General features: G+C 40.9%; 8 protein-coding genes. 3 read left to right on the forward strand and 5 right to left on the reverse strand.

Annotated features, from left to right (window positions below; all coding sequences use genetic code 11):
- Window positions 1-229 precede the first annotated feature (229 nt).
- Window positions 230-700 (reverse strand): hypothetical protein, encoded by a 471-nt coding sequence (locus I3254_RS02295; protein ID WP_238050864.1) that lies wholly within the window; start codon window positions 698-700, stop codon window positions 230-232.
- Between the two features lie 1,064 nt (window positions 701-1,764).
- On the opposite strand from I3254_RS02295, the gene I3254_RS02300 reads away from it, so the two are divergent.
- The 3 genes from I3254_RS02300 (at window position 1,765) to I3254_RS02310 (ending at window position 8,057) form a co-directional block, all read left to right on the forward strand.
- A complete protein-coding gene (locus I3254_RS02300; RefSeq protein WP_238050866.1) occupies window positions 1,765-4,251 on the forward strand; it encodes a hypothetical protein in 2,487 nt (828 codons plus the stop codon).
- Entirely contained in the window at window positions 4,238-7,576 is a 3,339-nt protein-coding gene (locus I3254_RS02305) for a tyrosine-type recombinase/integrase (protein ID WP_238050868.1), read from the forward strand. Before I3254_RS02300 ends, I3254_RS02305 begins: the two co-directional genes overlap by 14 nt.
- 172 nt (window positions 7,577-7,748) lie before the next feature.
- Window positions 7,749-8,057 carry a hypothetical protein gene (locus I3254_RS02310; protein WP_238050869.1) on the forward strand — a complete coding sequence of 103 codons (309 nt, stop codon included), beginning with the start codon at window positions 7,749-7,751 and terminating at the stop codon, window positions 8,055-8,057.
- Window positions 8,058-8,116: 59 nt separating this feature from the next.
- Here the strand turns inward: I3254_RS02310 and I3254_RS02315 are convergent, their stop codons facing one another.
- From I3254_RS02315 to I3254_RS02330, 4 genes are all read right to left on the reverse strand, one after another.
- Window positions 8,117-8,842, reverse strand: coding sequence for a DUF3726 domain-containing protein (locus tag I3254_RS02315; protein WP_179798438.1), 726 nt, complete (start codon window positions 8,840-8,842; stop codon window positions 8,117-8,119).
- The gene (locus tag I3254_RS02320) at window positions 8,826-10,565 is read right to left on the reverse strand and encodes a hypothetical protein (RefSeq protein ID WP_238050871.1); all 1,740 of its coding nucleotides are present in this window, start codon (window positions 10,563-10,565) and stop codon (window positions 8,826-8,828) included. The genes I3254_RS02315 and I3254_RS02320 overlap by 17 nt, the downstream gene beginning before the upstream one ends.
- 135 nt (window positions 10,566-10,700) lie before the next feature.
- The gene (locus tag I3254_RS02325; protein WP_238050873.1) at window positions 10,701-12,380 is read right to left on the reverse strand and encodes a BCCT family transporter; all 1,680 of its coding nucleotides are present in this window, start codon (window positions 12,378-12,380) and stop codon (window positions 10,701-10,703) included.
- A gap of 196 nt (window positions 12,381-12,576) precedes the next feature.
- A complete protein-coding gene (locus tag I3254_RS02330; protein WP_238050875.1) occupies window positions 12,577-13,566 on the reverse strand; it encodes a membrane dipeptidase in 990 nt (329 codons plus the stop codon).
- Between the last annotated feature and the right edge of the window lie 103 nt (window positions 13,567-13,669).

Here is a 13,669-nt window from a genome sequence, read left to right on the forward strand (position 1 = left end):
AAGTCACTTAAATAGCATGAATTATGTCCATTAGCGACTACCTTCTACTTTTTAGCATGAATTTTGTCCATTACACCCAAGATGATGAGGTAGCACCATTCTGTATACCCTTGTGGTTAAAATTGGCAGCATTGGTATCAAATGCAAGCAGTCCTAAAGACAATAATATTAAATTTATTGACGTCTTCATTAGCTAGATTCCATTAATTTTTATTTAGCAGATGCTTGCTTAAGGCTGAGGGACTTGATCTTTATCGTAGTAGTAATCTGATATTTGAAAATCTCTAACTACTTGGTTTGGTTTTAACTTTACTGGCATTGGCGAATGATCTTCACAGCTATATCCGAGTTCATTTGCACTACAGTAACTGTATAATGCGCCTACCTTCCTATACAGGCCTTCAGGATCGTCACCATTGGTGCCTAGTCTATCTTTTGTCCATGAAAAGAATACGTAAGTGGCAGGTGCAGGTAATTTTATTTTATATCGTGGCGCACTATCTGGGACGTTGACAGAGTATGTTTTTCCCGATTTTAAATCTCTCGCATAGACAGTCATCTCTGGCGTGTAATCGGAAGGATAGTAAGGCTTACCGTATACTGTTGCTGTATTAGCCTTAGTTGAGGAAGGCTTTGCAATAGCAGTATTTGATAGTGGCAGTATTGATAATACGACTACTGTTAATAGTTTATTATTCATAGGAGTTCGCTTATATTCATATATTTGTAAAATTATCTACCTTCTGCTATTTCTGCTTCCTCTCTAAAAACTTCTCTTGGTGAATCTGCATACCAAGTTTTAAACAGTTCATGATAGAAATAATAAACTAGTGTTTAATAATAAGAATAGAATATAGCCTATTACTAATAGTTAATGCAATAAAATTAAGGCTAAGTTAAAAATGATAGATAGTCATAACCTCAAAATTTTTTACTCTACTAGTTTGTCAGATACCTACTACACCTTCTTTTAGGTTACGAAGGTCATGTAAAAACTTCTTAAGTTTTCCAGTTATCTCACCTGCCCTTAAAAGATAAATTCCAAGACATTTCAAATAAAACTATCGTAGATTGCTTGCAAAAGCTTAAAAGTATCGCAAAACGTCATTCGCTGTCGCTTAATTTAAGTCTTTGCCCCAAAACCTCACAAATTGGCTTTCAATTATTATTTGGTCCTCGTAAAGTATTAGTGGAGGTCAGCTAAAGGATACATGTAAAGAGCAGGTCATCTACAAGATACTGAATAATTGAGGAAGATATGGATAGGATATCAATAGCTAAGCTTCAGAAAAACACAGTGACGATACATCCAGATATCATTAGTTTGTTCGATATTTACGTTAATCATATTCGACCTTCAATGGGTAGTCATAATATAGAAATGGAGCAAAACCGAGTCTTCTTCAGACCTACATTATTTATTAAAGAAAAGACAGTGTGGTCGATGGTCAATAATTTCGAACTCTACTACTTCTTAAAATCATTTAAAATAGATCAGAAGACAGCCAGAAAAGATGTGAGTATAGGTAGCATAAGTGAAGATCAGTTGGTGTTTGGCATACCTTTTTATGAATTGATTGACATCATCGGACGGTATAAAAAGAGCTTAGACATAAAACTTATCTATAGTTGCTTAAATGAGATTTTAACTACGAGTATCAATCAAGACTTATTCAACAAGAATACCTTTCCTATCACTACATTTTGTCAACTCATAAACATCAATGAGCAAACCTATCATAGACGTCCTTCTGAGAGTGTTTTATGATGGAAAATACTGAAAGTATTGATAAACAGCCAGAGTATCTTAGTGCGCAAGCAATGACAGATATTGTTAATACACTTAACGATGATGAGACATTTACATATCCAGAAGAAGTTTTAGCTGCCATATCTGCCATAGTGATTTCGGTAAATGATAGCTATGTATATCCGGATGACTCTGTCCAAAATTTGTTCGAGCGTATCGTACAGATATTACAGAAGCAACCAGTGGCTCGCCGCTATATGGAGACTAGCAAATCAGCACTGGCACAAAAGCCGCTGATGATGCAGCTACTCATTCTCATGCAGAACCCTATAAACAGAGTCCCCCATGATTTTCTAAGAAGAAACCTGATTTGGCTAGCTATAGCAATGCACACAAGTGTACTGCTGATGCCGAATGGTATAAAAAAGCACACTGATAATATATTAATGCAGTTTAAACAAGCTCAGTTTTCAAGCTCTATAAGACGAACGTGGATTTGGCGTGAACTACCCGACTTGTCTCAGATGACCATAAGTGTGGAGTACATATCTACCATTCTCAATAATCTATTAGAGCAGAAAAAAGGTGAATTTGAGGCATTAACTAACAACCCTATTAGTGACTCAGTCAAAGCAAAAAACGAAGAATCTATAGCAAAGGCTAAGCTTGGTCAAATAGATAAGATAACGATTGCCTACCAGCACGCATATAATTTACAGGCAGCAAAACCTAAGCGTAAAAAACCACCAAAAAACAACAGTATCAAGCCTATAAAATTATCCAATGATACTCCGATATATTTGGCTGGTCCCAATACGTTGGCTCATAACTGGGGTAGTACACATAGCGATAATAACTGGAGCAGTACACCGGATGATATCGAGCATAATACTACTGCTGTAGATCTGGAGTTTTTGGACGCCCATACCGAAACTCACGAAGGGTTAACAACGAGTTTCGAAGAGTATGTCGATCACAATGAAGCACCATATATTAGCTACGACAACTATCCTGACCCTCTCATACAACAGTCTATACCACTACAAAATATTGATTTGTCACTGCAGCAAAACTATATGTCTCAGCGCAATCTTGCGCTCAATTCTAATACACGACTGCTCCCTCTTGTTGGTTACCAGTCACTGTTTGCTGCACTACACCAAGACGCCAAGTCTTTACCAGAAGCAGAAACGTATAAAGTCTGCGCTGGTATTCTATTACTCTCAATGCTCACTGGTCTTCCATTTAAATCGTTGCTCATATCAGGTTATATCGGACATCCTAGTATTTTTGGTATATACGATAAAAGAGCTTACATCAAACATAGCCTTGGTATTACTAAACGCCCTATTAGTCAGACATTGACAAAGCAAGATTACGAAAACCACTCTGATGACATCAAAATCCCACTACCCTTATGGCTAATTGATAACCTGATTGCTTGCAAATTGCCTGTGAAAGCGGACTTTATAGCTTATCTCGCTGACTTACGTGGTAGCCTTGGTCTATCTTACCTTTCAGTCAATCGAATAGAAACGGCTTTACACGTCGTACTCTCTCGCTATACGCCAAATTGCCATGCACATATCGCCGATATTATTTGCCGCACGGCCGCGCCTCATGCTCCAGCAATGTACTACAGCAGCCATACCAGTGAGGAACTCCTTGCACACTATAAATCAGCATTGAGCGTATTTAATAGTCATAGTGACTTTGACTTAAATTATATCACCCCTTGGCATAAATATACGGTGGGCTCAGCATTTGCGCTGAAGATTGGAACAGTTTGCGACATCTTAAATGAGATGAATTACTGGACCGATCAAAGTTCAAACGATGAGGAGCACTTTAATAGAACCAGTCTCTTTGTATGGTTTGTCTTTTGCCTTTTAACTGGCGTGCGACCAAATAATGGTCTTGGAAAAATGTGCGATATCGATCTCGATATGGGCTGGCTTGTTATCAATGATAAACCCGTTAAAAAAGTGCAAACTGATCGGCTAATTCCATTATGCCCTACTGTTGTACGCCTTCTAATAGAATATAGAAACTATTTGAGTGACTATGAAACTAGACATCCATCAAATCAGAAAATCAGCGAAACTATTAAGAATATTGGCTTAGGTAACGATGAAGCACTATTAAAGCTCTTATCTGCAAGTATAAATCACTTAAAAGATATTAAGCGCGGTGATGCCTATCATATGACTAAAGATATTATTGATGCCAATCCTTATTGGACAAGGCACTTCGTACGTACGCAGCTTGAGAAACGTGGCGTTCAGCTTCCACTCATTAACACTATTATTGGTCATGAAAAATCTCGACAAGAAGTATTGGGACGTTTCTCATCGTGCAGTAAAGCAGATATCAGGCGTGTTGCACCTATATTTGAGCAGATGGCTGGGTATTTAGGGTTAAATATTATAGAAATTAAAAGCTATTCTAAACTCAGTCGTATACAGAGAAGACATATAGGGGTAGATCATGCTAATAGATAATATTCATCTGCCAAAAATTATTGATGGCTTAGCAAAATTTGATGGTAGAAAAAAGCGCTATGTACCATATCCTTCGCTACTTAACGATAGTAACCCTGCAAGAAAACGTGAATTACAGCTATTAGTAGATCTACAGACCCAGTGGGAACTCTTACTTGAAATACATCCTGGCAACATTAGGTTCGTCCAATCTTTTAATAAATATTACGGGCACTACGAACAAGTACTTTGGCCAGATAGTCGCACCTTTTTAGCTATACCGAACCCTGTAAGTTTTGCTGATGAGTTATGGTTACCAGAAAGCCAGATGCTAGGTCAGTTTCAGCGTGATTTTAATAAAAAGCTAAAGCCTTTATCGGGCGAAGGGTTCGATAAGTTTCAAGAGATTGTTCAGAATAAAATTTCTCAAGCTTATAAAACTACCAAAACACTAAAACAAGCATGGCAAACCGTTAGTCAGTTTATCGATTATCAAAATAAGCACTATATGCTTGCTGAGCATCACTATCCTAAGATAATCGCGCCACAGCCTATAAAGTTTAACCCATTAATTACTGATAAAAGCTGGGTTAAAAACGGTAAGGTGCTAGTCAAAATTGTTCGCGCAGTAGAGCATAATTGGGAGCAAACAGCCGATTATAGCCAAGATCAGATTATTGGCTGGCTGATATTCTCAGGAATTGTATATGGCGGTATCAATGAGGTGCAAATGCTACAAGGGTGGCTTACCTCATTGCTCGCCAAAGAGTATCAGCCATTTATCAAAGAAAGGATAATGGTCTCGCCGCGCTTTGTGCAAAAGCGCTTTGGTAACGAGCGCGAAGAAGGTAGTGACAAGCTTTATAACACCAAGCAAATCGTTGTAGATATGGTCAGTCAGTGTTGGTTGATGAATTACCATAAAAGCAGCAGTCCAGCAGAGACCACACATATCATTGCCAAGCTGTCAGAAGATAAGATCAAACAATACTTGACCATGGTTTTGTCTGATTTGATCAAGCCTTTAAATATTGACTTGCTTCCCTTTCTAAGGTTTTTACGTTACGCCAGTTATTACTGGGAGGGTCTCGATGACGCTGATATTGATCATGCCTCAGTTGGGGTACTGCGAGGTATGCATAACACTGCAGGACTGAGTACGCAGGACTTTTATCGGTTTTTGAATCAGAAATATCAGCATACAAATGAACCTTATGATCTAGAACATATTTTAACGCTGTCTATCAGCAAAAACTCTACTAATCAAAAAGAAAAAACTAACATTTCCACCAAAAAGATAGAGGTTAGAAAGTCTGATTTGATTGTAAATCTCACTAAAGACTTCAAAATGGATGAAAAACAGAAAAAGCAAAAAACTAGTAAAAAGCCGCCTACCCTTATCGAAAGAGTACAAAAACGTTATAAGCAATACGATGATTTAAGTGAAAAGATTTTATTAGATTGGGTATTCAGTTTGCTAAGCCGAGAAGCACCACCGAACAACGTAACTATTTTGAAATATATTAAAACCATAGGCTATGAATGGTTGTATTTTACAACAGCGCAGCCGCTTGATATTTGGTCAGAGGAAGAGTTTGAAGAGCTCTATGAAGATATTTTAGAATACAAAGCTGTCGTACGAAACAATACTGACATTGGATACTCTGCCAATTTATTAAAGAGTATGCACAATTTTGCTAAGAGCAAATACAACCTTCCCTCCGTGAACTTTCAACACGCCAAAAATGGTCGGCGTGTACGTGCGGAGCTGATATCACCGCAAGTGTACCAAGCCATTATTACGCAGATACTGGGTTCTGTAGATATATTGGAGCGGGAGATGTTCGCGCTTTTATTTATCTTAGTCTATCGTACTGGGATGCGCAAAAAAGAGTTGTTGGGACTTAAGTATAATGATATTGAAGGTCTAAAGGCAGCTACACCCTCAGTGGTGATCAGGCCCAATAGCTACCGTCCAACTAAGACTCAAAGTAGTATTCGCCGCGTTTCCTTATTTGCTCTCCTCAAACCTAATGAGCTGAATTTTTTTATTAACTTTGTGCAAACCAATATTGGCGACAATTCAAACAAATTTATCTTTACCTTATCATCAGAGCAACGCCCTATTGATGACCATGTTCCGTTGCAGTTACTTAAACGAGTCTTAAAAGACGTATCGATAGATGATAATGTAGCAGAGCATACCTTTCATGGGTTTAGGCATACGGCAGTGAGTAACCTATCTCTGGTGCTAGTAGGCCATTCAGATCTCGTAGAAGCCCTCACCGATTATGACGAAAGCGACGTACTTCGCATCAAACAAGGCATACTCGGAGAGCATATCAATGCACAAGATCGCTGGTATGCTCTCTCAGGTATTATGGGGCACCTATCACCTGAGCGGAGCTTTGAATATTACAACCATTTTGCCACGCTGATGGCGACCTATGCACTTAGTAAAGCAGATATAACATTGCCAGAGCGGACGCTGTATAACGTAATAGGTTTTACGAACAAAAAGCTTAAGGAGAATAATGCAACTGTTAGTAATAGTAGCGTCATCATACCTAGTATACGTACACTTCTATTTAAAAATATCATAGAGGGCAAACGCAAGTCACCGAAATTTACGATCGAAAGCCGTGATAAGCAATTTCTCTTGAGTACTAATACGCCAGCTAATAATGAGCTGTTTGGTCGTTATGGTTTAAACCGAGTACAGCTGCTACTACAGACCTATGATAAAGAGATACCTTTAAGTAAAGCAGCCCAGTTAGCAAATATTTCTATTCACGATGCGAACATTTTAATAAAACGTGCCAACGAAGTTGTCGCTATCACTACCAAACGTGGTAAACCTCGCTTTGTAAAGCTCATAGACTCAGAAACTACTATCTTAAGCCCACTGAACATTCAATACCAAAGTGATTTAAGATTGCTATCGCTTTTGTTAAGTAATGCCTACCGTCTACGAGAAAAGTCAGGGACTGATTGGACTTGGTTTATTGAGATATGTCGTGAAAAACTGTCTGTTAGCAGAGCATACCTACCATTTAGAAAAGAAGATAAAAAAGAATTGCAGCGGTTCATTGGGATTGCTGAGAAATTGCTGCCTTTGAAACGTTGGCTGGTGAGTAGCAACAAAAATCTATTGGTGGAAACTATGTCATCTACTGACTATCAAGACATTAAGCAGCAATCTAATGACTCGAAAAATGCTCTCCATATCGGTATTGCTAGTCAAGAGCATAGGGAACGGACTAACAAGTGGCAATACTCACCACTACTACGGTTTTTTGTGCATATGATGCTGATTACAGATGAAACATTATTTATTGCGAATTAAGCTTCTTGTACTAGCGTCCTTTGTCATAATGACTTATAGATTTGCCTGATGGCGATACCACAAAAAATATTATTTTTATTAGTCAATAACATTCGTAGGAGCTTCCTTGGTGCACAACAGTAAATCACAAACCTCTATATCGAGCCTAGATTTTAATAACCTACGCAGACTTATGGATACTTTAATCAATCTAAAAAAAATTGATGATCTGGATTCTCTTGATGCTGACTACAGCTTTGAATGGCAAAAAGATGCCAACGAAATGATTGATGGCATCAATCAGTATGTCGAGCAAACTTTATCTAGTCTAGAATCAGAGAGCTACCAAAATGCTCACTGCAGTCTTATTTCTTTGAGAATACGCCTACAAGAGCTAAGGGGTACAATAGATGGGATTACTAACGATGCCATTTTAATGAATTGTGATAATGAAGAATTTACTTGGCCACCATTGAGTGAAGAGTGTCGTCTTCTTGAGTGAAGAGGCTGAGCAATGCTAGATATTCATAGAATTATACCTTTGTTGCGACACACTATAACCTATACTCCACCCGCGCCGCGACTAGATGCTTCGCTATTTTCAACTAATATAGCTGCTGCTGTTTTTTTGAGTATCGCCCACTGTTCGTCATCGACATAGATACCCTCTTTCCATGCGCGCTGATGGGTTTCAAACAGCTCATCTGTCGATATTTTACGGTCGAAATGCTGGATATCATGTTCGATATCGAAGTTTTGAGTCGCAATCTCGATGACCATATCATTGGTATTGTAATTTGACTGTGCCTTGTCAAAAAAGTAAAGGTCAGGATAGACAAACCCTTGATTCAACGTAAATAACGTATGCTTGGGCACAGAGCCGTTATCCCATTTGGCCAAACAAGCATAGCCTTTGGCCGCCAGCCCTACCAGCTCACTATAGGCCAGCCAGCGATTATGACAGTTCTGCAAGTAAATATGAAAGTGTGCAGAAGCACCCATTTTTTCAAGAGCGTAATCGATGATCGTCGGTAAGTGACACGCCAAGCTACTACCGTGCAAATCTAAACGCATCGCCTTAGCATCTTGATGGACGATATCAATTGGCGTATCGCTCTCGGTTAAAATATACGGACTGGCATTGTTAAAGTGTCTGACGCCATCCAAGCCTGCCATCTGTAATTCAGCAACCATCGTAGCGATTACATCAGCCTCCCCAACTTCTCGATGCATCCCAGTAAAGGCTTTATACACCATTGCTACGATTTCATTATGCGATACGATCATGAGTCAAACCTCCCTGCTCTGTCGACAAATCGGGTAATAGAGGAAACAGCCATTCATCACTATGCACTTCTGCAAATAAAGGTGCGCCTTGGAACAAGGTGATTCTGACCCAGCGATCTGATCTCGGATCAAACTTGGTCGCACCAAACATAGACAATTTACACCGTAACAGATGCATAGGTAACGCGTCTTTATGTAAGACATTCATCTGAATATCACCCAACTGTTTATGCCCCATTGTCCAAACACGGCGCGCAATTGAGCGGTACTTTGGTTGGTTTAAAATAAATTCAGATATCAATTGTTGAGCGTTGACTTGTTTGAGCGCGAAGTACAGCTTGTTTGCTTGCCTTGCGATGTCTAGTGCAAGCTCACGATCTGCGCCTACCTCTTGCCCACGCACACCTAGGCGTGGCTCTTCTTTATCCACCGAACGATACCAAAACCAATGACTATTATCAGGCTGGCTAAAATCAATATTGATCGCCCACTGATAGTGTCGCTCCAGTACATCAATCAAATCTTGAATCACCTTGCCCTTCGGTAACGACAAGCTTTCATCGGCATTTATTTTCTCTTGAAACGCATCAACACGCTCAGGATACAGCTCCATCAAGCAAGAAATGATGACCTCTTGGCTCTCAAGACTCAAATCATGGTGCACTTGCAAGAACTCCGCCCACGTCACATAGTGATTGATAGTAGTCATCAAATTGTTTTGTAGTACCATTAATTCTGTGACGACCGTTTCATTGCGTTCTATTTGCTGCTCATTGATGGTGACAATCTCGCCAAAGTGCTGAATAGCACGTTTGATTAAACTGGCAAAATGCGCCGTTTCTTTGGGTTCAATCTGACAGGTTAATGTCGCTTGCAGTGCTTCCTCACGGGTGGTCAGCCATTGATCAACCACACAAGGGTGGTTAATCAAATACGGCGCCATACCCAAACCAGTGGCATTACCAATCCCCAAATAACGCTTAATCTCTGGATGCAGCTTGACTGCGTTGCTGCCACCTTTTTGCTGTGCCAAATAATCAACCCAATCTAAACTAAACTCACGTAGCAAATACACGGCACACATCTGCGCTCGAAACGATTGATCAAAGTCTGCACTATGATCTAACGGTTTAAAGTCATAAATACCGAATTTACCGTTGCCATAGACGGCAGTGGTACGCAGGATGTAGCCGACTTGAGCTAATACATCTAAATCTGGTTGCCGACCAACGGCGAGTGAGCTAGCGATATGATCAAAAACTCGTACACTCTTATTTGCTCGTGCCAGCACCATCACCATATTAGAATTGCGACCTGCTTCTTGTAGCGGCACATTAGCTTGCAAATTATCTAGCAACACTTCGCTTATCTCACCAAAGACCAGACCAAATGTCACATCCCACTTTTGGGCAATCACTCTATCGTTACGTTCTTCATCAGCCAACTCATTGCAGAACACCACCAGATGATACAGGTGCTCTGGGGTATTTAGGCGATAGATAACTTTGCCATAGCCTTGTTCATCCAAATCCCACAAGTGCGTGCTGAGTGTCCATTTTTCTTTGTCAACTTTACGGAGTAATGTGCGCACGAAGCTGATACGAGTCTGGTGCATTGCGCCTAACCTTTCAGCATTCATAATCACGTCACGAGTACGAAAACCCGTACTAAGCGAAGGTTGTTTGACGTTAATGTTTTCGTTACTTGCATAAACCATATTCATAATTTCACTACCTTACCTAATATACTGAGCCAGCAGCTTCGTTAATAATCTCAATGATAATATCTATCGATAAATAAGAAGTCAGCGGTATAGATGAGGGCTAGTTTCTTATTTACCGTTCAGTGATTTAGTGCTTCAATTAACTTTTTCAGCCAATTTTTTCTTAGCCTGTTTCTCTTCACTGATTTTGTGCCTTACCTCTACTTTATTAGGACGATACAAGTCCTGCTCTCGTGCCATTTTCTGAGCAATCTGTGGCCCATTCCATAACGAAGGTAACAATACAAAAGAGACTGGCACTGCGGTGATAACGATAAAAGACTGCAACGCGGTCACACCGCCCGAACCTAGAGAGATTAAAACAATCGCCGTCACACCCATCATGATGCCCCAAAAGGTACGAATCATGGCGTTTGGTTCGCGTTCGCCACTGATGACGACACTGATGGTATAAGTCATCGAATCGCCCGTAGTAACGATAAACACTGTAGTTAAAATTAAGAATAATATCGAGGTGATCAAAGGAAATGGCAGTTGCTGCGTGACGGCTAATAGCGCACCTGGCAAGTTAAAACCCTCAAAGGCGCTACTGACACTACCGGGGTTGGCAATTTCAAAAGCTAGACCAGAGCCACCAACGACAGTGAACCAAAAGCAGGTGACAAGCGGCGCAATGATACAGACGGTGGTAATCAATTGACGAATAGTGCGACCACGTGAGATGCGAGCGATAAATATCGCCATCATCGGACCATAACCTAAAAACCAACCCCAGAAGAATACCGTCCACCAACTCAGCCAACCCTCATCACCGCGAAAGGTTGCCATTGGAACGAAGTTGTCAATCATCGTACCCACACCCTGAATGTAGCCGTTGACAATAAAATTGGTCGGTCCAAATATCAAAATAAAGACCATCAGCGCAAAAGCCAAAATGACGTTAAAGCGGCTGAGTAGCTGCATACCACGAGTTAGGCCACTGATCGCAGACAACGTATAGAGTACGATGGCAAAGACAATGATGATTAGCTGAGTGGTGAACGTATCGGGAATACCGAACAATTCATTCAGCGCATAGCTGGTTTGCAATCCCAAAAAACCAATAGGACCGATAGTACCGGCAGCCACTGCAACGATACAGCAAGCATCGATGATTGCGCCCGTTTGGCCAGTGAGTACACGCTCACCAAACATAGGATAAAGAAGCGTACGAGGCTTCAACGGTAAGCCTTTGTCATAATGCAGATGCATAATCACAATCGCGGTTAAACTACCTACAATCGCCCACGCCAAAAACCCCCAATGCATAAATGATTGAGACAATGCGTTAAAAGCGCGTTGCTGTAGATCGGCTGACTCACCGTATAAAGGAGGTGCTGAAACGAAATGCGCGATTGGCTCGGCGGCAGCCCAAAAAACCCCGCCCCCAGCCAATAGTGTGCAGAAAAGAATAGCCATCCATTTGAAACTGTCTATCTCAGGTACGGGTAGATTGCCTAAAATCACGCGACCTGTACGGCCAGCACCGACTGCCAAAGCAATAACAAAGGTCGCTAGTAGCAATATTTGCCAAAAAGGTCCAAATATTTTGACGGACCACGAGAAGCCCACTTCGACTATTTTTGCCAAACGCGCTTCTGCAAAAATTGCCATCAAAACAAAGGCTACAATGAATCCGCCACTGTACCAAAACGCAGGATTTTTAAGGCCTAATGTGTCGGTAGAAATAGCGGCGGCTTCGGACTCACTTGTTCCTTGATTAACAGGAGTTGAGCGTCCTTGCTCATTTTGATTAAATCCCTTTAAGTCGGCCATGATGTGGCTCCATATACTATGCTAACGTTGCGTTTTAGATCAGAGTGGTAGCAATGAGGATGTGATCAAACGACCTCACTATATATACCTATCTAATTTAAATTACCTACTTCAAATGGATATGCGCTATAACACGACTGTCGTCTTATAGCGATTTCGAGCAACCATTGATTAAAATGACTCTTTAAATAGCTAGTTAAGCCAAAGGCTTTAAACCTTGCTCTAAAAAATCAAACCAGTTTTGACCGATGACTTTTCCAGCATCGCTTTCGTTAAAACCATGCTTGAGCAGACCGTTATAGATGTTTTCCATACCGTCTTTACCTGCAAACCATGGCAAAGTATCTGGCCAACCTGAATTACTGGCATTGCCTTCGCCATAGTCCATCGCTTTTGACCAACGTCCATTACGCATCCACTCAAGTACAGCTTGTGGTTGATTAAGACATAAATCACTGCCAATCGCTAAATGCTCCACGCCATACTTATCAGCGCAATTAGCAATCATAGTACAGAAATCATCAAGCGTACAGTCACTACCGTTTGGCAAATGGAATGGATATAAACTAAACCCTAACAACCCGCCTGCTTGGGTCAAGGCACTGATGACCGTATCTGATTTATTACGCAAGGCCTCATGAGCCGTGGTCGGATTGGCATGGCTGATACATATCGGGCGCGATGATACCTCTATCGCCTCAAGCGTTGAACGCTCTGCGCTGTGTGACATGTCAATAATCATACCGACACGGTTCATCTCAGTGATGGCCTGTTGACCAAATCGGGTAATGCCGCTGTCATTCTGCTCATAACACCCTGTCGCCAGTAAGCTCTGGTTGTTGTAAGTCAGCTGCATAATCAATAGACCTAAACGCCGCATCACGCTAATCAGACCAATTTCATCGTCGATTGGTGAGCAATTCTGCGCACCAAAGAAGATGCCAACTTTACCCTGATCTTTTGCCATCTTGATATCAGCAACTGAGTACACGGGCAAGATAAGATCTGAGTTTTGCTCAAAGCGTGCATGCCATTCAGCAAAGCGAGTTGTGGTTTGGCGAGCGTCTTCGTGATAGACCAAGGTGGCATGTACCGCATTGATACCACTGGCTTGCAGCATCTTAAAATAATCGCGATCCCAATAGCTATACTGTAATCCGTCAATGACGATATGGTCTTGGTACATATCAATTCCCTTTAATACTTTTATAAGTGACCGCTATCATTTGCTATTGAGTGCGTGTTTACACCCTGTCGCTTCGATAGCGGCTAACATGCTTATCAATAAG

The sequence above is a fragment of the Psychrobacter sp. Ps2 genome (genome assembly GCF_022129405.1).
Lineage (GTDB): Bacteria > Pseudomonadota > Gammaproteobacteria > Pseudomonadales > Moraxellaceae > Psychrobacter.

Excerpts from the sequence above, each read along its gene's own strand:
- I3254_RS02310 (WP_238050869.1), top strand. The coding sequence starts at position 7,749 with ATGGATACTTTAATCAATCTAAAAAAAATTGATGATCTGGATTCTCTT.
- I3254_RS02320 (WP_238050871.1), bottom strand. The coding sequence starts at position 10,565 with ATGAATATGGTTTATGCAAGTAACGAAAACATTAACGTCAAACAACCT.
- I3254_RS02300 (WP_238050866.1), top strand. The coding sequence starts at position 1,765 with ATGATGGAAAATACTGAAAGTATTGATAAACAGCCAGAGTATCTTAGT.
- I3254_RS02325 (WP_238050873.1), bottom strand. The coding sequence starts at position 12,380 with ATGGCCGACTTAAAGGGATTTAATCAAAATGAGCAAGGACGCTCAACT.
- I3254_RS02295 (WP_238050864.1), bottom strand. The coding sequence starts at position 700 with ATGAATAATAAACTATTAACAGTAGTCGTATTATCAATACTGCCACTA.
- I3254_RS02315 (WP_179798438.1), bottom strand. The coding sequence starts at position 8,842 with ATGATCGTATCGCATAATGAAATCGTAGCAATGGTGTATAAAGCCTTT.
- I3254_RS02305 (WP_238050868.1), top strand. The coding sequence starts at position 4,238 with ATGCTAATAGATAATATTCATCTGCCAAAAATTATTGATGGCTTAGCA.
- I3254_RS02330 (WP_238050875.1), bottom strand. The coding sequence starts at position 13,566 with ATGTACCAAGACCATATCGTCATTGACGGATTACAGTATAGCTATTGG.